The organism is Streptomyces sp. 3214.6 (genome assembly GCF_900129855.1).
Lineage (GTDB): Bacteria > Actinomycetota > Actinomycetes > Streptomycetales > Streptomycetaceae > Streptomyces > Streptomyces soliscabiei.
Genome location: NZ_LT670819.1, coordinates 303,921 through 323,423 on the forward strand (window position 1 = coordinate 303,921; position 19,503 = coordinate 323,423).

The window sequence follows — 19,503 nt, forward strand, 5'->3', positions numbered from 1 at the left end:
TTGGTTGCGGAACCCCCACGCGTTCCCCATCGTCTTTCCAGGGAAGGGCGGGACCCGGCACGACGGGGCGGGCCGTGGAGGCGGGGAGGGGCACGTGAGCGAACACGAGGCGGCGCTGGCGGTGGGAGCCGCCGGCGGCCTGGGCCGTTACCGGAACTTCGCGGTCCCGGGGTCCACGGTCGGCGACGGGTTCCTCATGACGATGGGCCTGTTCTTCCTCGGGCTCTGCAGCTTTGAGCTGCTCCTCGGTGCCCCGCTCTGGCCCGACGGGGTACTCATCACCGGTGGGCTGTTCATGGGATTGGGCATGGCCGGCCTCGCCTTCTGGCCCCGCTTCGAGCGACGCCGAGGAGGCCGCCTGGAGCGCCTCTACTGCTTCGAAGACGGCCTCGTGATCGGCAGTGGCCACACCATGCGCCCCATCCGCTGGTCGGACGTCACCATCACCAGCGAGGGCTGGGAGTCGGGGAGCGGCGAGTACCGCTATTCGGGAACGAGGCGCACCCTCACCACATCCGACGGCACCGTGGTCGCCCGGTTCACCGGTAAGGAACCCGAGCGGGTCGGCGGCTACCAGGTGATGCTCCTCCACCAGGCCGCCACCGAACGTGAAGCCGTCCACCCCTCGCCGGGCCCGACGCCGAGTGACGCCCGACCCACCGAAGCCTGACCGAGCGGTCACGGACCGACCGCGGAGCCGATCGCTCGGATGCATCCCGGCTCTCGCCAATTGTCAACCGAGCGGCATTTCAAAGTCCGGTGATCACGTGAGTCCGTAGGTCGCGGCGGTCCAAGGGGGGCGGGCCAGGCCGTCACAAACGCAACGAAGCTCCGGTTGAACGGGGTGACCTTCCCAAGTCGCCGCGTACCGCCGGAGCTTCGATGTGTCGTCAGTCTGCCACCGTCTGTCTGGTCAAGTCGCCCACCCTGGAGGGCATGGCGGGGTTGTCGCTGGTCGAGCGGTTGCGGCTGCTGCCGGATCCGCGTCGGCGCCGAGGAGTGCGTCACCCGTTCGTGGCGGTGCTGCTGGTTGCCGCCTCGGCAGTGGTCGCCGGAGCACGCTCATATACGGCCATCGGCCAGTGGTCCGCGAACGCGCCGCAGCATGCCCTGGCCCGCCTGGGTGCCCGGGTCGCGGGGGCGTTGAGCGTACGCGTCGCGCCGAGTGCCGCCACGATTCGGCGGGTTGTCGGCCTGGTGTGCCCCGGTGGTCTGGCCGATCTGACCGGCGCTGCCCCTGCCGGCTCGGACTCGGTGGCGATCGACGGCAAGACCGCCCGCGGCTCCCGACGCGGCCAGACGCCCGCGGCCCACCTGCTGGCCGCGATGACCGGCGACGGCCGGACCGTGACCCAACTGCGGGTGCCCGACAAGACCAATGAGATCACCTGCTTCGCCGCGCTACTGGCGCCCTTCGACCTGACGGGGGTCACGGTCACGGCCGATGCCCTGCACACCCAGCGCGCCCACGCGTGCTTCCTGGTGGAGGAGCAGAAGGCGCACTACCTGCTGGTGGTCAAGGCCAACCAGCCCGAGCTGCACCGCCAGCTGCGATCGCTGCCGTGGAAGGACGTCACCGCCCGCCGCTACGACCGCGAGATCGGCCACGGCCGCCGGGAAACCCGGGCGACCAGAGCCCTCACCGTGACCGACCTCGGCCTGGACTTCCCGCACGCCGCCCAGGCCGTGCGCATCCTGCGTTACCGCACGAACCTCACGACCGGTGTCATCAGCCGCCAGACCGTCTACGCGATCACGGACCTGACCTCGCATCAGGCCTCGCCCCGGCGCCTGGGCCAACTCGCCAGGTCGCAGTGGACCATCGAGAACCGGCTGCACTTCGTCCGCGACACCACCTTCGCCGAGGACGCCTCGAAGATCCGCACCGGCCATGGACCCGAGAACATGGCGACCTTGCGCAACCTGGCGATCAACACCCTCCGCGCCGCTGGACACCGCAACATCGCCGCTGGCATCCGGCACGTCTCCTACGAGCCGTTCACCCGCCCGCTCGCCCTCCTGGGCATCGCCTGACCAGCGCAACTACAAGATCACCGGACTTTGCAACACCCCTGGTGCGGGTGTCCAATGAACCCGGATATTCCGGGGCTTCTTGACGGCGCGGATCCAATCAGATCCGTTGGTGATTGATGACAGGGTTTGACGACAGATAGGGTCCGTTCCACCGCGCGGAAGGGGTCCGATGGCGAACCTGGTCTCCAAGCGGGTGTCGACCGACCAGCAGTCGACCGACCGTCAGAATCTCGTCCTCGCCGAGGCCGGGATCGAGGACCCGGTCGTCTTCGAGGAGGACGCCGGCCCCTCCACCCGCTGGAGCGCCCGAAGTTCGGCGAGCTGCTCATCTATGCGCGGCCGGGCGACACCGTGCACATCTCCGAGATGTTCCGCCTCGTGCACGGCACCGGCCACATCCTCGACGTGCTCGACGTCCTCCACCGCGACCGCCTCGCCCTGCGCATCCACGACGGCGCGTTCTCCGCGATGGACCTCACCGCCCGCCACCCGCGCACCGGCGAACTGCTGTCCACCGTTAAGTTCATGGTCCAGACCCTCGCCGCCGCCGGCGAACTCCAGCGCGAGCTGACCTACGACGGACTGCGCGCTGCCGAAGCCAAGGGCAACAAGGGCAGACGCCGCCCGGCCGTCACGGCAGCGGAGGCCGCCGCCGTGCGCGGCGGGTACCTGGGCGGCCAGTCCATCGCCGGTCTGGCCCGCGACCACCACGTCAGTCGCGGCGCCATCCGTACAGCCGTCGCCGACCTCATGCCTGAGCACACCCACGGTCGCCAGGACACCCCAGCGCCGGAAAAAACGCGGTCACCCTCGATATGCCGGGCAAGGTCGCCGACTTCTTCCGCCCGACTGAACTGGACGACGTTGAGCGCGCCGCGCTCGACGACGGCGTGACCGTACGACGCGGTCAGGGCTACACCTTGCGCATCACCACCGTGCCTACGGTCCACCGCCAACTCCTCAACCGCTGCCAGCCCCTTGACGGCACCGCGGCGGTCCCGGCCCAGCGCAAGGCCCGCCGCGAGTACGAGAACCGCGTCAGCACCCTCACCCCGAGCGGACCATGATTACTCCAGCAGTACTTCGTGGCTTGGCCTGGGGAAACGTGAAGCGGTGGGAGTGTAGCGGGCAGAGGGCTGTCACGGGCGGTTTCTGCCCGCCCGTGACTCGAAGGAGTGTCCCCGACGGCGATAGTGGCAGTGGCGGGCAACGGCCTGGCGTCGTCGGCGCCAGCGCGACCAGTTCAACGCGTGGGTGTGGGCACGAGGGTGTCGGGGCGCGCAAGCTGCCAGGAGTCGCCGCACTTCCGCCACGGTGAGCTCGATGACCTCAGCCTCCTCACCAGCGCAGCCCCCTTTTCGCTCTCCTGCGCGGTCATCGCCGCGAGGAAGGCGTGGGCGAGCATCGCGAGGGTGATGTGGCGGTACCAGCCGACATAGCGGCGCACCTCGTACTGGTCCAGGCCGCACTCGTTCTTCGCCGCCTGGAAGCACTCCTCGATCGCCCACCGGAACCCGGCCACCCGCACGAGCACGTCCACGCCGACATCCAGCGGCGCATAGCCGAGGTAATAGGAGATCTCGTCCGACCGGTTCACGCTGCGCCGTGCCAGCGCCCACCGTCGACGGATCAGCGCGCCGTCCTGGTGGTCGTACTCGGCCACCGGCCGCAACTGGACGGCCGCCCAGTCGTACTCGCGCTGCCCCTTCGCGCCCGCGCCGCAGGAACGGCGTTCCCATGCCTGGCCCGGTGGGCCATCGAGGAGTGCTTCCAGGCAGCGAAGAACGAGTGCGGCCTGGATCAGTACGAAGTCCGTCGCTATGTCGGCTGGTACCGCCACATCACGCTGGCCATGCTCGCGCACGCCTTCCTGGCGGCGATGGCAGCCCAGGCCCTCGAAAAGGGGGCCGCAGAAACGGTTCGAGCGGACTCGTTCCCCTCACCGTGGCAGAAGTCCGACGGCTCCTGGACCTTGCCCATCCCCCCTCGGCCCGGCACCGGTCACCCGCGCAGCGGCTGTACTGGTCCCGCTGGCGCCGATGCCACCAGGCCGTCGCCCGCCGCTGCCACTACCAGCGCCGGCGCCTCGATCGAGTGAGTCACGAACCACCACCAACCTGATCCAGCGTCAGCGAACTAGCCTCGCTTTCACGAAGCAGGCTGTCCGAGGGCTGATCAGAAAACGGAAAGCGCTCTTGACCTGCAACGATGGGACTTACTGAGGGTGCTCTCGGCTGCGAGGAAAAGAGCACTTTCCAGGTGACAGAGCCTACCGGGTTGTACCCGCGCGTCCGTGTCCAGGGAGACGGCCGCCAGATGGCCTCGCAGGCCGGTTCGGTCCTGCTATGGAGTCGGCGGACCGTCGAGAAGAATCGCGGCTGGAGGCGGTGGTGCCTGCTCAGCCGTCGGTTTGTTCGCCGACGAGGAATCCTTCGGCCCAGTGGGTTTGACCCACGGTGTACTCGTGCACGTGGAAGCCGTTGGGATGGTCCCTGAATCCGGGTAGGGTGCGCGCCTGCTCGATGCGTTGTTCCGCCCGTTGCTGGCTTGAGTACAGGCCGAGGAACGTGAAGCTGTCCTCGCTGTCGTCCCAGAAGAGCGGTTCGCCGTCTTCCATGAAGTCGACGGTGGTGGGAGCACCCGGCTCGTCCGCGAAGTGATGCCTGTGCACCAGGAGGTAGAGCGTCCGGTTCATGAGTCTCGCCTAAGCCCTTCGGGGTACACCGTGACGAACCCCTCGTTCCACAAATCCTCGTCCACCGTCACGGGTGCGATCTCGAAACAATCAGGTTCGTCCCGGAACCCTGGAAGCTTCCTGGAGATCTCCCGCTGCCTCTCCGCGACTGCCTGGTCCGGGTAGATGCCGATGATCCTCCACTCCTCCTCGTCCAGGTGGATGGTGCCGTCCGCATCGAGATGGATGACCCGTTCGTCCTGCTCCACCGCGAGATGGCGCGCGTGCCACAGCACGTAGAGATCGCCGTCAGGTTCGTGTTCGTCTGTCATCGCGGGAATTCTCCCTTGCTGGTGTGACGCTCGGGGCGGCAGAGTTCGCGCCCCATATTGTGTCCGGTGGGTGATCAGAAACGCGAAGAGTGCCCCTGACCTGCAACGATGGGACTTGTCTAAGGGCTGTCCCGTAACTGCCTTGTCGTCACTGGATGGCGACGAGTAGGTCCCGGATGTACCAGTCGAACCGTGTGCCGTCCTTGCTGTACGTCTGCTTGCCGGGGGTGAACCCTGCCCGCTGCGCGACTGAGGCAGATGCAGGATTCCCCGGCTCCACCTGGATCACTGCCGCCTCCCCGCCCTCGCTCGCCGCATACTGGCACGCCAAGAGCACCGCGCGGGTAGCCAGGCCACGCCCCCTCCAGGAGGGATAGAGGCCATACGCGACATTCACCTGACCGGGAGCCAAACCCTCTCCTGCGAACCGCAAGTCGACCGTCCCTGCGAGTGCCTCGTCGGCTCCTACCCGGATGCCGAAAGCGCGGAGTGGCCCACCGGATTCCCACTGTTCCCGACAGTGCCGGATGTACGCTTCAACGCCCTCACGCGTGCCGGGACCGCCGTTGAGCCAGCGAACGAGCAACTCATCCTCCCCCCTGAGATGCGGCTCCGCATCGTCCAGGCGCAACGGGGACAGAGTGATGATCCCGTCGGACAGCCTCACTTCATTCATCCGGCGATTCTTGACGCCAGAACCGTGTCGCACCATCGGATTCCGCAGGCCCTCACGCGGAGCTACCCGCCACAAGGGATGATCTTGGTGTGGCTGGTGTGATCACGGCGTCGGAGCCGTCCTGGATAGCCCCGTTCACCGGGCTGAGCCCGCGCTGCTTCAGCAAGCCGGTGACCGCACTGCGACGGGAGGGGGCGGATCCGGTCCGCAAGGGCCGGCCATGGGGCCTTGTCCTGGAGGACCGGGTACTGCTGGTCGCCGCGTACTGGCGAACGAACCTGACACTGCGCCAGCTGGCCCCGCTCTTCGGCATCTCGAAGTCGGCTGCCGACCGCATCATCAACGACCTCGGCCCGCGCCTGGCCCTCCAGCCCCGCAAGCGGTTCCGCAAGGACACTGTCCTGATCGTGGACGGCACCCTGGTGCCCACCCGCGACCACAACGTCGCCGAACAGTCGAAGAACTACCGCTACTCCACCAACCACCAGGTCGTCATCGACGCCGACACCCGACTCGTCGTCGCGGTCGGCCGGCCTCTGCCGGGAAACCGCAACGACTGCAAGGCATGGGAACTGTCCGGAGCCAAGGCGGCCGTCGGACGGACCACGGTGATCGCCGACGGCGGCTACCGGGGCACCGGGCTGATCATCCCGCACCGCCGCCAACGCGGCCAGGCCGAGCTGCCCGCTTGGAAAGAGGAACACAACACCTCCCACCGCAAAGTCCGCGCACGCGTCGAGCACGCCTTCGCCCGCATGAAGAGCTGCAAGATCCTCCGCGACTGCCGCCTGAAAGGCGACGGCGTCCACCACGCCATGCTCGGCATCGCCCGCCTCCACAACCTCACCCTCGCCGGGTAACGGAGAGACGAGCTGGTCATCGAGCACGCCATAGATCATTTACGGGACAGCCCTTAGTAGAGGACACTAACTGACCTCTACTTCCGCCATGGTGGTGCAAGAGCCGTTCGGGAGGCATCGCTCCTGGTCACGGCGGCCGCCGCATTGTCCTGACGGCGGGCGGCGCATTCGTCACTTGAGGCAGGGAGCAGGTCATGTCCGTCACGACCGCCACGCATCTGAGTTTTCGGGGCGCCGCACGCGAGGTGCTGGACTTCTACCGGTCGGTCTTCGGCGGTCGCATGGTCGTGGTCGCTCACCAGGATGCGGGCGCGGTGCAGAACGGGAACGAGGTGGACTGGGTGATGTGGGGCGAGGGCCGGCGGCAACGGTTTCCATGTGATGGTCTACGACGTTCCCTCGCAGTTGCCCTTCGGTCAGGGCGAGGACTCGTTCTTTGTCTCGGTGCGCGGTGAGGGCGCCGAGGGGATCAGCGCCCTGTGGGGCAGGCTCGCCGACGGCTCGGCCGTCGTGTGTCCGATTGAGCCCGCGCCGTGGGCGCGCCGTTGTGCGGGATGCTCAGTGACCGCTTCGGCGTCACCTGGGTCCTGGACGTCACCGCCCCGTACAACGGCTGAGTTTGCTTCTCGCGATCCGTGAATGAGGCCTTGGCCCGAAGTCCCAGAAGGCCGGCGTCGATCGTCACCGAGAAGTGGCGTCGTCATCGGTAGTTCGTAGCCCAGTGCAGCGCTTGGGGCGGCCCTGTTCGGGGCCGAATTCACCCTTGCTCCCCGGGAAGGCAAATCCAGTGGTATTACCCCGAGCTGAATCCGACACGCGAAGCGTACGGCCTGTCATGGCCCGGACATGTATCGCGGTGGTCGTCGCAGGCCTGCTGGCCACAGGCTGCTCCGCAGGTCTCACCGGCAGCGCGTCGGACGGGGCCGCGACCTTGCCGGCCATCGCGGCCGCGTCGGCGGCGCCCGTCACTGGCTACGACGGACTGATAGGGCTGCCGTTGTCCGCCTATGGCACCTCCGAGCAGGACGACGTCCTGCTGTTCCAGACGAACGAGGCGCTGGTTGCCCACTGCATGAAGAGCCGGGGATACGCAGGCTATGCAGATAAGAAGAAGCCCCAGAGAGCCCCGAAGACGCAAGCGGAAAAAGAAGCGATCCGCCCGGCCGGCGCGTGGGGCTACATCGGCGGTGGCACCGCGAAGCGCGTCGGTTTCCACGTCGCGATTGCTCCTCCGGTCTCCAAAGGCCCGACCGGCCGGGAACTGAAGGACTACAACGTTTGCTGGGACAAGGCGGACAAGCAGGTGCCGCCTCTCGCCGGCAGCCAGGGCTGGAAGCTCACCCAGGACCTGTTCGGCCAGTCGTTCCAGCAGGCGGCTGCGGACAGCCGGGTCGGCGCCGCGCGGGAACGCTGGTCGTCCTGCATGAGCGATGCGGGGCACCCGGCCGGCGATCCCGAGAAGCTGGCCAACGGCTTCCTGAAGGCCAAGAAGGCGACTGCGAAGGAGATCGCCGCGGCCACCGCCGACGAGTCCTGCACACGGTCATCGAACCTGGCCGGCGTCTACTTCGCGGTCCTCACCGGATACCAGCGGCAGCTCATATCCGCCAACACCGAAGTCCTGACCGGCTACAAGAAACAGGTCCAGGCACAGGTCGACCGGGCAGCACACCTCCTGAACTCGTCCGACACGGCCTGAACCACACTCTCACCCCTCGACCCCGGACGGCACGTTGTCATACCGCGCTGCCATCCGGTCCTCCAGCACGACAAGAAACACGAGAAAAGGAGAACGTGCATGAATCCGCGAGCCAAAAAGGTGGTGCTGTCCGCGCTGACAGCCGTCGCGGCGGCGGCCTCACTCACCGTCGCCACCACGCCGCAGGCGTCCGCAATCAATCAAGTCCCCTGCAACCGGCCCGATTTCCTCCAGGTGCAGGGCCATTCCGACCCGGTACCCGTCAACTCTAGCTGGCTAAATTGTTACGCCAACGCCGGAGAAGCGAAGATTGACCCGAACACGGGGCTTCGTGACTGGGTTGACATAATCGCCACCGGCAACAACCTGGTCCAGTGGCACGGTGACGGAAGGTGGCAGCCCGATGCCCCGATCGCCAAGTGGGTCACCTTCACCTGGCCGAACAACCCCGGTGGGGTCCGCATAGACAAGATCAGGATCCTCTGAACAGCCGCGCCGGCGGGGGATGGCGGTCCTGCCCGATCGCCGTCCTCGATGCGCAGGGCCACTCGCCAAGGCCCCCGAGGATCTGTTGACCGCAGTGCCGCTGGCGTGTGAGCGAGCGGATTCGGAGCCTTCGGCGGTGGCCAACAGCAGCTGGCCAAATCGTCGCCCCGAGCGTGCTCCGTACTCGGCGAAGCGCTCGTCATCACTGCCGACTTGTTCGGCGACGAGCCGCACTACGACGGTCAGGGCCGCTGTGGGGTCTCGGTCAGGAATACGCCGAGCATCCGCACCATGCCCTACTGCGCTGCCCGCCCCGGCACCCCTCAACTCCGGACGGCACTGCGTCAGGCCGCACCACCGTCCGGCCCCCCAGCACGACAAGAAGAGGAGAATTCCCATGAATCAAAAAGCCAAACGAGTGGTCCTGTCCGCGCTGACAGCTGTCATGGCGGCGGGCTCACTCACCGTCGCCACCACGACGCAGGCATCCGCGATCAATCTGGTCTCCTGCAACAGCACCGATTTCCTCATAGTAGGAGGGCACGACAGCATCGGCGACAAGCAGTGGAATTGGAGGAATTGTTACGCCAACGCCGGAGAAGCGAATATCGACGGGCTGGGGAGTCACTGGGTGGATTACATCAGCACCGGCAACAACCGGGTCCAGTGGCACGGTGACGGAAAGTGGCAGCCCGATGCCCCGATCAACAAGTGGACCTACTTCGTCTGGGACAACCACCCCGGCGGGGTCCGCATCGACAAGATCAAGATTCACTGAGCGTTTTCAACCTGGCCACCGATCGGGTGACGGCTGTGTTCGCAGGAACTGGGCGCTACCGCAGGTCGGAAGACGATCAACTCTAGAGGGACGTTCGCCCTGTGGAGTGAGCGCTGAAAAGGCTCTGAACCACCGGTGATATCGAGGGACGGCGGTCCTACCCGATCGCCGTCCCCGACTCTGACTAGTCGGGCCTGGTGGCCGCCGTCGCTCGACACCGGGTGAACACACCACAGCCGGACGTGGGCGAGCCCGATGCCTACCGGCGGGCTGCCGCCCTGCTTGAGCAGCTGGTCCGCCCGGATAGGAGGGCCCGGCCTGTGCCGGCCCGCACGAGCAATGCTCAAGACTTGTGGATCAGCCTCGGGTTGGCGCGTGAAGGGCGTACCTTCCCGAATGATCCTGTGATGGTCATCGAGTAGGCCGACGTTGGCGCGTCGGTCGGGAAGGCACGCCCGTGCTCACGGTAGTCAACGAAGACGGAACGACACCACACGGCTCCCTGATCGACGAGATCGTCCGGGAGGGCGCACGGCGGATGCTGGCCGCCGCGCTGGAAGCCGAAGTCAACACCTACATAGCCGAGTTGGCTGATCAGCGGGACGCGTCCGGGCGGCGTCTGGTGGTGCGCAACGGCTTCCACCAGCCGCGGAAGGTCACGACCGCGGCCGGGGCGATCGAGGTGAAGGCCCCGCGGGTCAATGACAAGCGCGTCGACGAGGCCACCGGGGAGCGCAAGCGGTTCTCCTCGGCGATCCTGCCGCCCTGGGCCCGCAAGTCCCCGAAGATCAGCGAGGTGCTCCCTCTGCTCTATCTGCACGGCCTGTCGTCGGGTGACTTCGTGCCCGCGCTGGAGCAGTTCCTCGGCTCCTCCGCCGGCCTCTCGCCCGCCACGGTCACCCGGCTGACCGGGCAGTGGCAGGCCGATCACACGGCATTCGGCGAGCGTGACCTGTCGGCGACGGACTACGTGTACGTGTGGGCCGACGGCATCCACCTGCGGATCCGCCTGGCCGAGGCGAAGTCCTGCGTGCTGGTCGTCATGGGGGTGCGCGCGGACGGCACGAAGGAGCTGATCGCGATGGCCGACGGCTACCGCGAGTCCGCCGAGTCCTGGGCCGACCTGCTGCGTGACTGCGCACGGCGCGGGATGCGCGCTCCGGTCCTCGCGGTCGGCGACGGAGCACTGGGCTTTTGGAAGGCCCTGGCAGAGGTGTTTCCCGAGGCCCGCCATCAGCGGTGCTGGGTTCATAAAACGGCCAATGTGCTCAACGCGATCCCGACGTCGGCCCAGCCCAGCGCGCGAAAGGCGCTGCAGGACATCTACAACGCCGAGGACCGCGACCATGCGGTGAAAGCCGTCGCCGCATTCGAGAAGACCTACGGCGCGAAGTGGCCCAAGGCCGTCAAGAAGATCACCGACGACGTTGACGAGCTGCTGGCGTTCTACGACTTCCCGGCCGAGCACTGGGTTCACCTGCGCACCACGAATCCGATCGAATCGACCTTCGCGACAGTGCGGCTGAGGACCAAGGTCACCAAGGGCGCCGGCAGCGCGGCCGCCGCACTTGCCATGGTCTTCAAGCTCGTCGAATCCGCCCAGGCGCGCTGGCGAGCGGTCAACGCGCCCCACCTCGTGGCACTCGTCCGTGCCGGAGCCCGCTTCGAACGCGGCCTCCTGGCCGAGCGGCCGAAGGCGGCGGCGTGATGAACCAAAGACGCCGACCGGGGCGATCTTGGCCGCGAAGCAACCGCGGCTACGCTCTACTCAAAGTGGACATCGTCGAGGACGACGCCTGGTCGTCCCAGCCAGAAGCCGCCCGCAGCCTGGGCATCACGCTCATCCGCGTCGGGATGCTCATCGCCAACCGCCGTCTGATACCGGCAGAGAACCCGGCTGGTCAGGCTGGAGTCACAACTGCCAGCGTCCAAGCCGAGGAAATCTGGCGAGCGAACGCGACAAAGCGAGCGAAGCTCGCCCGTCTCCTGAAGGACACGATCAACTGGTTCTGATCACTGATCCACAAGTCTTGACGATAGCTCGTGCCGCACAGGCCAGGCCCTCCTATGTCTGCGGAAGAGGGTGTGTCCAGCGCCAGTGGCCCTGTCTCGCATCCGGTGGTGACGGAGAGTTGTCAGGGTCGTTGACCTTCATGTGATAGGTGTCAACGAGCTTGTGCAGACGGTGTTTTCGGGTCTGTCCCCACTGGTCATGGAGGATGTGGCCGACGAGGGTGAGCGGATCGTGGTGCGGGCCCGGACGCCGCTGGACACCGCGGTCTGCCCGGTGTGCGGGGCCTCGTCGGGACGGGTGCACGGCTATCACTGGCGGACGGTGGCCGACGTTCCGGTCGACGGGCAACGGGTGGTGGTCCATGTGCGGGTGCGGCGTCTGGTGTGCCCCACGCGAGGCTGCCGCCACACCTTCCGCGAACAGGTGCCCGGGGTGCTGGAGCGATACCAGCGACGCACGGCCCGTCTGACCAGGCAAGTCAAGGCCGTGGTCAAAGAGTTAGCGGGCCGGGCGGGATCACGTCTGCTGGCGATACTCGCGGTGGGCCTGTCCCGTCACACAGCCCTGCGCACCCTGCTGCGCATCCCATTGCCCACCGGGCGAACGCCCCGCGTGATCGGCGTCGACGACTTTGCTCTGCGTCGGCGGCACCGCTATGCCACCGTGGTGATCGACGCCGAGACCCATGAGCGGATCGACGTGCTGCCCGACCGCACCGCCGACACGCTGGAAGCCTGGCTGCGCGATCATCCGGGCGTCGAGGTCGTGTGCCGCGACGGCTCATCGACCTACGCCGAGGCCATCCGCCGCGCCCTGCCCGACGCGGTCCAGATCACGGACAGGTGGCACCTGTGGCACAACCTGTGCGAAGCCGCCCTGAGCGAGGTGAAGGCACACAGTGCCTGCTGGGCCACCGTACTGGACGCGCCCCTGTACGACGGACCACGCGCACAGACCACCCTCGAACGTTGGCATCAGGTTCATGGCCTGCTCGAGAAGGGCGTGGGCCTGCTCGAGTGCGCCCGCCGCCTGCAACTGGCCCTGAACACCGTCAAACGCTACGCCCGAGCCGACCGGCCCGAGCGGATGCTGCGCGTCCCCAAATACCGTGCCAGCCTCGTCGATCCCTACCGCGAGCACCGCGCAAACGCCGGGTTGAGGACCCTGGCGTCCCGGTGCAGCACCTCTTCGAAGAGATCAAGGCCCTCGGCTTCACCGGCTGCCTGAACCTCCTGCACAAGTACATCAACCAGGGCCGCGCGGACGCCGACCGCAGCCACATCTCCCCACGCCGGCTCGCCCGGATGCTCCTCACCAGGCCCGACAACCTCAAGCCCGAACATCACGGCCTTCTGGCACGGCTCACCGCCGCCTGCCCCGAGATGACCCAACTCGCCGCCGGCATCAGAGGCTTCGCCGAACTCCTGACGCCTTGCGAGGGAAATGCCGACGGGCTCTCGCGCTGGATCGTCCAAGTCCGCGCAACCGATCTGCCCCATCTGCACTCTTTCACTCGGGGCCTGGAGCGGGACCGCGACGCCGTGATCGCCGCGCTCACACTTCCGTACAGCAACGGCCCTACCGAGGGCGTCAACACCAAGACCAAACGGATCGCGCGCCAGATGCACGGACGAGCAGGCTTCACCCTGCTTCGCCACCGCATCCTTCTTGGATAGCGGCACGCTCCGTCACCACCGAATGTGAGACAGGGCCGCTCGTTTGACAGACCCGGCGGGAGGCTGTCGCGTTGGAGTGGAGGCGTCGCCATTGGCGGGGCGTGACGCCGTAGCTCTGGTGGAAGCGGCGGGAGAAGTAGGCGGGGTTGGTGAATCCCCAGGACCGGGCGATGGCTTCGATGGTGCGGTGGGCGTGTTCGGGTGTGGTCAGGTCGCGGCGGGTGCCTTCCAGGCGTCGGCGAATGATCCATTTCTCCAGGCTGAGGCCCCCCTGCTCACACAGCCGGTAGAGGGTTCGTACGGAGATGTTGTGGGCGGCGGCGATGCTGCGGGGGGTGAGCCTCGGGTCGGTCAGATGGGCGCGGATGTAGGCGATGACACGGATGAGGAGGGTGTCTTCGGCGACCGACCGCCGGGTGCGTTCGTCGGCGGCCACCGAGACGATGAGGGCGCGGGTGAGTTCCAGGGTGGCCGAGCCGAGCGCCTCGGCGCCGGCATCGGCGCTGAGCTGGTCGGCGCGGCGGTGCAGGCTTCGTATGTGATGCAGCAGCAACGGCGCGATAGGGCTTTGCTCCAGGAGCGGTATCGCGGTCCGGACCAGGTGTTCGGGCAGGCCGAGACGTTCGGTGTCCACCATGAATGCCACCGACACTCCGGTCCCGGACCACCCGTACTCGTAGCCGGCGGTCTTGTGTGCCAGGGCCAGGGCGTCGGGCCCCACGTGCTGCTGATGGCCGTTCCAGGTGAAGGCGCCCATCCCCTGACTCTGGGTGATGATCGAGACGGTGTTCCTCGAGTCGAACCGGGCGTGCCGCGGGGTGCGCCAGATGCGCATGCCCGTGCCGTGCGTGGCGAACAGGGTCAGCGGGCCGAAGTTCCAGACCTCCAGTCTCTTCCGGATGCCGGCCTCGGGATGTTCCTGCTCGATCCCGCAACTGCCGCTCTCTCCGACCGCCACGGCGTGATACGTCTCGGCCCGGTCGGCGGCAGGCAGGTCCTCCGTGTCCAAAACAAGCACGTTCCCCCCAGGGCGGCAGCAGCGGGCCATCCGCTGCCGTACTGTCCTCTGAATTCTTCAACACCGGGGCCAGCTTGGGCAGTTGGGTTCACGAACTCGCCGGCAGCCTCCTGCGCATGGGCCTGCACCACGCGTCACAGCAGTCACCGGGTCGGATGGTGACTTGGCACCCAGGGAGCAGTTCTCGGCGCGCACGGTAAAGAACCTCGCCCCCGGCACTGACACGATCCGGTCACCTGAGCCGGGCTTTGAAACCGACACTGGCCCTCAATCACAGGTGCCATTGGCATATGGAGCGGGGCAGTGATCGACGTCCGCAGATCTCGCCTTCGAATACCGCAGATCCTCCTGGATCGACTCGAAGCCCCGCACGCCTCGTCCTGGCTCCACGGGCATTCCAAACCGCTGCCAAAACGCCGCTCCCCCCTGACCCGCGACGGCATCTCGCCCACGGCGACATCGAGAAAGGCTGCGCAAACGGACATGGTTCCCACGTCAGAAAGAGTCAAATCATGAGTGCACAAACGCTGTTCAAACCCCTACGCCGTTCCCTGACCATTCTGCTGGTCCTGCTGGCCGCAATAAGCGGACTCCTTCAGCCCTGCGCCAAGCCGGCCAGCGCCGACACCGGTGGTCGGCAAGTGGGCTGGACCTGGATGCAGATCGACAGCCACGGCAATGCAGATCTGGCTCGCGCCTACGAGGCCCTGATCATCAGCATCCGCAACGCCGCCGGCCATGAGCTTAATGACGGCGTCTACGTCACCCAGAACGAGCGCCAATCACTCATCTCCGTGCTCCTCTACTACGGCGACACCTGGCTGCGACTGTGGATCGAACCCCAGAACCTCTACCTCAGGGGCTTCACCAACATCCACGGCACGTTCGTTGCCAGCGACCTCCCCGAATACAATCTGAATGAGCACCTCAGGACGTATGGGACCCATCTCAGCAACGACGAGAACACCGGGTTCGAATACAACGCGAATCAGGGTTTCTCACTGCCCTTCGACAGCACCTACGGCAGTATCAATCGCGCCGCCGGTCGCGACAGGGCCAGTGTGCCCATCTCTGCCGAGTCGATGTGGAACTACTTCCACCAGCTCGCCTACGTCCAGGAACCGTGGAGGGACGGCCACCGGCAAGCGACGGCACTGTCCTACCTGTTCTTCACCCAATTCATCAGCGAGGCCGTCCGCTTCGATGACGTCTTCTGGTACATGCGCGCCGCCATGGGCACCAGCGGCTGGTGGCGACAAGGCATGAGCGCCAACCAGATCACCTTAGAGAACAACTGGGGAAGAATATCCGAATGGGCCCGGGATAGTCTCAACTCACCGACCACCCCGGTGCCGCTCATCATCACCGGCCTGGCCACCCTGTACCACTGGCGCGACGTGATACCGGTACTGAACGTTGCGAAACACCGGTAAATCCCGGACCGGGACAGCAATAGGGGCCTGGTCGGCCTCATGAGCCGCCCAGGCGCCGCCCGTCATCCCCACCGACGCGTGGCAGGTGGGCCTGCGCACTTGAAAAGGGGCGCAGGCCCCCGTTGGCTGTGACGTTGTTTTCAGCGGCCCCGGCATGTTGGCTTCGAGCGGCCCAGTTGATGGGTCACGCTGGTGCATTGAGGGGTGGTGACGGGGCGAAGTGGCCCCACCTCGGCTCTTGCGGTGAGACGGTTCCCGTGGTCTCCGGCAGGGGCGGTGCTAAGGAAGGTGGGCTTCCCATGCCCGGAGCCACTGACCGGTCCGTTGCCGCTGAGCACGAAGGTCGCCAGCGCCGAGACCGCTGTGCCAGGGGGCGGAGAGCCCACGCCCGCCGATTCTCCCCGCCAGTTCGCCGGCCTTCTGGCCGACTTCGATCTGATGTGCCGAGATGCCGACGCACTGACTGGTCCACACGTGGCGAGGCCCCAACAGAGAGGTCAATGGTCACGTTCAAACAGTGGCCACAAGCGCATCGGCGCCGGGTACTACCTCCAGCCTCAGGGCACCGTCGCGGCGAAGCCCTATCTGGTCTTGCGGCACGCCCTGGAGCGCGCCTCGCGGGTCGCGGTCGCGCGGTTCGCGTGGCACGGCCGTGAGCGGCTTGGTCTGCTACGGGTACGGGGAGATGCGATCGCTCTGCACGGTCTGCTGTAGCCGGACGAAATTCGTGACCCCGCCGCCGTGGTCCCGCCGCCGGTCCAGCTGGACGAAGACGAAATCGACGAAGCCGTGGCGCTGATCGAGGCCATGACGCGCGACGACCTCACCGGCCCGGAGTTCGCCGACCACTATACCGAGGCCCTACACACGGTGATCGAGGCCAAGCAGGAAGACCGCCAGCCGCCGGAAGTCCCGGCGCCGGCATCCCGGCCGGGGCAGCTGGTGGACCTGATGGCCGCGCTGCAGGAGTCCGTCAGCAAGGCCCGGGCGGCGCGCGGCGAGACGGAGGGGTCCGAGGCGCTGGCGAAGCCCGCGAAGAAGGCGCCCTCCCCGAGGGCTTCCTCGAGGACCGCCGGGCGCGCGGGTGGTCGGCGCGGTACGCCGACACGCTGACCTGCCGAGTAATTCTCAAAACTTGTGGGTGAGTCCTTGATCACTGGGCCATGCCGTCTGTCGGCGTTGATGTCAGCTGGTGATGTCAACCATGTCCCGGAGGCTGACCCGGCGGCATCGCGGGTCTCCGGCCGCTATCAGCCGGGACCGCCGTCGGCGGCCGCCTGCAGCGCCTCGGAGGTTGCCGAGTCCACCGGGAGGAACGCCTCCAGTTTCAGCTCAGTGAGGGTCACGTCAATCGCGGTGGCGAACGTCGTCACGGTCGTCACCAGGTGCAGCTCACCGCGCGACGTCTCCAGGTGGAGCGGGACCGCGAAGCCGAGAGCACCGGCGGACTGCTCCAACTCGGGGACATATTGTGAGAGTTCGGCACGCAGTGCTTCCTGGTGGTCCAGGCGCGCCAGGATGTGACGCGCCCATTCGGCGAGGTTACGGATGCGGGGTGCCATTCCGTCGGGATGAAGGGCGAGGCGGTACACGTTCGTCCCCGGGCCGACCAGTTCGGGGGCCGCACCCTCGGTGATCAGGTCGAGTGCCTTATTGGCGGCGATCAGATCACCGTTCCGGTCCACGACGAGCGCGGGATAAGGAAGGTGCCCATGAAGGATGTGGTCCATAGCCGCACGTACAGGGGCCAGGACTGGATCGTCGAGGGCGTTCTCCGGATAGACGGGCGCATATCCGGCGGCCAGCAGCAGCTCATTACGCTCCCGCAACGGCAGTTCCAACGACTCGGCCAGGCGTACGACCAAGTTCCGGCCGGGGGCGGACCTGCCGGACTCGATGAAACTGAGATGCCGCTGGGTGGTACCGGCCCGCAGCGCCAGGTCGAGCTGGCTGAGACGGCAGCGGGTACGGCGTTCACGGAGCGCGGTCGGGAAGTCCACAGCCCTGTTGTAACGGCTGGGGCGGAGGTCCGGCCATTCCCTGGAGGGAATTGTGGGCACCATCGCCGGCCGGGAGCCTCTGGGGCATGGACATCGGCGTACTCCTCCCGACCGGAAAAGCCCAGTGGGGCGCGGACGACGACCCCCGGGACCTGATCGCCTTCGGCATCCGGGCCGAACGGTCGGGCTTCTCTTCGCTCTTCGTCAACGACTCCCTGATCAGCCCGCGTATCGAGGCGCTCACGATGCTGGCCGCGCTCGCCCCCGCGACCGAGCGCGTGACGCTGGGGACCGGTGCGCTGCTGGCATTCCTACGCCGCCCGATCCAGGTCGCGCAGTCGCTGGCGTCGATCGACCTGCTGTCCGGCGGCCGACTCACTGTGGCGGTCGGCGCCGGTTTCCCCGGACGTTTCGGACGGCCCTTCTACACGCTGTCCGAGGTGCCGTGGGAGCGCCGCTTCGCCCGGCTTGACGAGACCGTCGCGCTCTGGCGCGGCCTGTGGACCGGCGCCACCTCCTTCCACGGCGAGATCCTCCAGTTCGACGACATCCCGCCCGCGACCCTGCCCTTCCGCACAGGCGGCCCGCCGATCTGGCTCGGCGGAGCATCCCCGGCCGCGCTGACCCGCACCGGCCGGCTGTACGACGGCTGGCTCCCCTACCCGCCCGACCCGGCCGACTACGAGTCCGGTCTGCTGGACGTACGGAAGGCGGCGGCCGAGGCTGGGCGCCCGGCCGACGACCTCACCCCTGCCCTGTTCGTGTCCGTACGGGTCGACGACGGCGTCGAGAACGGCCGCCGGGCGCTCGACGACTACGCACGGGCCGCCTACGGCATGCCGCTGGAGGAACTGGAGAAGATCCAGGCAGTCGTCACCGGCTCCGCCGAGCAGGTTCTCGACGGCCTCGGCCGGTACGTCGCCGCTGGCGCGCGCCATCTCGTCATCCGCCTCGCCGCGCTCGACCTCCGCTCACAGCACGACCAACTCGAGCGCACCGCCGCCCTGATCCCCGATCTCCAGGCATCGGCGGTTCACGCCTCGTCATCGGCACGCGCGGTCACTCCGGACGCGGGAGACTCAGGCACGGAGGGCTCTGACGCTGCAGACACGGTTCCTTCGGATCGGCCGTGAGTGGTCCCGCCGTCTGATTCCGCGGTACTCCGGTCAGCGTTTCGAAGCACAGGCGGAGCAGCCGTGTGTCCTGGCGTCTCCCAGCGCCCACAGCACGATCAGGGACGCCTGCGGCCGGAAGGTGAAGTCGAGGGCGAGCAGCGGAGTCTGCTTGCGGGCCTCGATCTCCTCGATCGGCTGCCCGAGCACAGTGGCCAGCCGTGCCGTGGCCGGGTCGGCACCGTCGTCCAGGAGGTCACGCTCGATGCGGTCGGCGTCTGGGTGCCGGAGCATCCCGAACAGCAGCTCCATCTGCCGCTCGGACACCTCCGCGCCCTCAGTCAGCCCGAGCGCAGCCAGGCCGCGCCCCAACCACCTCCCGGGCGGGAGGCCGGCCATCTCCGAGCGTCCTTCAACGACTGGCCGACCGGACGGCGGCCGTCTCCGAACGCGACTCCGCGCACGTAGTACCGCCACGCGTTACGCCTCTGAACCTTCGCGACACTGAGCATCCCCACAGAGGACACCCACTCTGACGCGTAAATACCTACCGGCGTGGGCAAAACCGCAGGTAGCTGACCAGCTGACCTCCGCCTCCTGCGCTGCCACCCCGCAACGCGGTGTTGATCAAGGGCTATGGGGCCTTCAGCGTGCCCATTTACCCCTCCCACGGCGGCCGGCGAAGCCGCCCTGGATCGCTGACCTGCGAAA

20 protein-coding genes and 4 pseudogenes are annotated in these 19,503 nt (G+C 67.2%); 17 read left to right on the forward strand and 7 right to left on the reverse strand.

The features are described from left to right. Positions 1–94: 94 nt before the first annotated feature. The 4 genes from B5557_RS01220 (at position 95) to B5557_RS44650 (ending at position 3,101) form a co-directional block, all read left to right on the forward strand. Positions 95–670: a hypothetical protein gene (locus tag B5557_RS01220; RefSeq protein ID WP_079657364.1), complete on the forward strand. Its 576-nt coding sequence runs from the start codon at positions 95–97 to the stop codon at positions 668–670. A 212-nt stretch (positions 671–882) separates the two neighbouring features. After that, positions 883–2,034, forward strand: a complete 1,152-nt coding sequence (locus B5557_RS01225; protein WP_231976199.1) for an ISAs1 family transposase — start codon at positions 883–885, stop codon at positions 2,032–2,034. A gap of 351 nt (positions 2,035–2,385) precedes the next feature. Then, entirely contained in the window at positions 2,386–2,928 is a 543-nt protein-coding gene (locus tag B5557_RS01230) for a hypothetical protein (protein ID WP_231976200.1), read from the forward strand. Beyond that, positions 2,925–3,101, forward strand: a complete 177-nt coding sequence (locus B5557_RS44650) for a hypothetical protein (protein ID WP_231976201.1) — start codon at positions 2,925–2,927, stop codon at positions 3,099–3,101. The genes B5557_RS01230 and B5557_RS44650 overlap by 4 nt, the downstream gene beginning before the upstream one ends. A gap of 176 nt (positions 3,102–3,277) precedes the next feature. On the opposite strand, the pseudogene B5557_RS46050 reads toward B5557_RS44650, so the two are convergent. After that, positions 3,278–3,565: pseudogene (locus B5557_RS46050) on the reverse strand (IS701 family transposase); the annotation flags it as partial. 213 nt (positions 3,566–3,778) lie between these two features. Here B5557_RS46050 and B5557_RS44655 point away from each other — a divergent pair. After that, positions 3,779–4,132, forward strand: a pseudogene (locus B5557_RS44655) (hypothetical protein); the annotation flags it as partial. Positions 4,133–4,432: 300 nt separating this feature from the next. Here B5557_RS44655 and B5557_RS01245 read toward each other — a convergent pair. The 3 genes from B5557_RS01245 to B5557_RS01255 form a co-directional block, all read right to left on the reverse strand. Beyond that, complete coding sequence (locus B5557_RS01245; protein WP_079657366.1) at positions 4,433–4,729, reverse strand: DUF7336 domain-containing protein; 297 nt, start codon at positions 4,727–4,729, stop codon at positions 4,433–4,435. Continuing rightward, a complete protein-coding gene (locus tag B5557_RS01250) occupies positions 4,726–5,040 on the reverse strand; it encodes a hypothetical protein (protein WP_079657367.1) in 315 nt (104 codons plus the stop codon). The genes B5557_RS01245 and B5557_RS01250 overlap by 4 nt, the downstream gene beginning before the upstream one ends. Positions 5,041–5,188: 148 nt before the next feature. Then, entirely contained in the window at positions 5,189–5,716 is a 528-nt protein-coding gene (locus tag B5557_RS01255; RefSeq protein WP_099938347.1) for a GNAT family N-acetyltransferase, read from the reverse strand. Positions 5,717–5,805: 89 nt separating this feature from the next. Between B5557_RS01255 and B5557_RS01260 the strand changes: the two genes are divergently transcribed. From B5557_RS01260 to B5557_RS01295, 8 genes and pseudogenes are all read left to right on the forward strand, one after another. Further along, positions 5,806–6,576 (forward strand): transposase, encoded by a 771-nt coding sequence (locus tag B5557_RS01260; protein ID WP_079657369.1) that lies wholly within the window; start codon positions 5,806–5,808, stop codon positions 6,574–6,576. Between the two features lie 194 nt (positions 6,577–6,770). Beyond that, a pseudogene (locus tag B5557_RS44660) lies at positions 6,771–7,193 on the forward strand (VOC family protein). A 239-nt stretch (positions 7,194–7,432) separates the two neighbouring features. Then, positions 7,433–8,275, forward strand: a complete 843-nt coding sequence (locus tag B5557_RS01270; protein WP_231976202.1) for a hypothetical protein — start codon at positions 7,433–7,435, stop codon at positions 8,273–8,275. A gap of 99 nt (positions 8,276–8,374) precedes the next feature. After that, entirely contained in the window at positions 8,375–8,761 is a 387-nt protein-coding gene (locus B5557_RS01275; RefSeq protein WP_079657371.1) for a beta/gamma crystallin domain-containing protein, read from the forward strand. Positions 8,762–9,158: 397 nt separating this feature from the next. Further along, positions 9,159–9,539, forward strand: a complete 381-nt coding sequence (locus B5557_RS01280; RefSeq protein ID WP_079657372.1) for a beta/gamma crystallin domain-containing protein — start codon at positions 9,159–9,161, stop codon at positions 9,537–9,539. 457 nt (positions 9,540–9,996) lie between these two features. Continuing rightward, a complete protein-coding gene (locus tag B5557_RS01285) occupies positions 9,997–11,247 on the forward strand; it encodes an IS256 family transposase (protein WP_079657373.1) in 1,251 nt (416 codons plus the stop codon). A 65-nt stretch (positions 11,248–11,312) separates the two neighbouring features. After that, a complete protein-coding gene (locus tag B5557_RS01290) occupies positions 11,313–11,552 on the forward strand; it encodes a DNA-binding protein (protein WP_231976169.1) in 240 nt (79 codons plus the stop codon). Positions 11,553–11,751: 199 nt separating this feature from the next. Further along, positions 11,752–13,229, forward strand: a pseudogene (locus B5557_RS01295) (ISL3 family transposase). Here the strand turns inward: B5557_RS01295 and B5557_RS01300 are convergent. Further along, on the reverse strand, positions 13,195–14,247 hold the full coding sequence (locus B5557_RS01300) for a helix-turn-helix domain-containing protein (RefSeq protein WP_079657374.1): 1,053 nt from the start codon (positions 14,245–14,247) through the stop codon (positions 13,195–13,197). The pseudogene B5557_RS01295 and the gene B5557_RS01300 overlap by 35 nt on opposite strands. Before the next feature lie 512 nt (positions 14,248–14,759). Between B5557_RS01300 and B5557_RS01305 the strand changes: the two genes are divergently transcribed. From B5557_RS01305 to B5557_RS01310, 3 genes are all read left to right on the forward strand, one after another. Continuing rightward, complete coding sequence (locus tag B5557_RS01305) at positions 14,760–15,680, forward strand: ribosome-inactivating family protein (protein ID WP_159424302.1); 921 nt, start codon at positions 14,760–14,762, stop codon at positions 15,678–15,680. Positions 15,681–16,118: 438 nt separating this feature from the next. Then, positions 16,119–16,394, forward strand: a complete 276-nt coding sequence (locus B5557_RS45830; RefSeq protein ID WP_331716852.1) for a Ku protein — start codon at positions 16,119–16,121, stop codon at positions 16,392–16,394. A 27-nt stretch (positions 16,395–16,421) separates the two neighbouring features. Further along, positions 16,422–16,793, forward strand: a complete 372-nt coding sequence (locus tag B5557_RS01310; RefSeq protein ID WP_079657376.1) for a hypothetical protein — start codon at positions 16,422–16,424, stop codon at positions 16,791–16,793. A 137-nt stretch (positions 16,794–16,930) separates the two neighbouring features. On the opposite strand, the gene B5557_RS01315 is transcribed toward B5557_RS01310, so the two are convergent. Then, the gene (locus tag B5557_RS01315; RefSeq protein ID WP_079657377.1) at positions 16,931–17,680 is read right to left on the reverse strand and encodes a helix-turn-helix transcriptional regulator; all 750 of its coding nucleotides are present in this window, start codon (positions 17,678–17,680) and stop codon (positions 16,931–16,933) included. A gap of 86 nt (positions 17,681–17,766) precedes the next feature. Between B5557_RS01315 and B5557_RS01320 the strand changes: the two genes are divergently transcribed. Next, positions 17,767–18,813, forward strand: a complete 1,047-nt coding sequence (locus tag B5557_RS01320) for an LLM class flavin-dependent oxidoreductase (protein ID WP_079657378.1) — start codon at positions 17,767–17,769, stop codon at positions 18,811–18,813. A 33-nt stretch (positions 18,814–18,846) separates the two neighbouring features. On the opposite strand, the gene B5557_RS01325 is transcribed toward B5557_RS01320, so the two are convergent. After that, complete coding sequence (locus tag B5557_RS01325) at positions 18,847–19,191, reverse strand: relaxase domain-containing protein (protein ID WP_231976203.1); 345 nt, start codon at positions 19,189–19,191, stop codon at positions 18,847–18,849. Between the last annotated feature and the right edge of the window lie 312 nt (positions 19,192–19,503).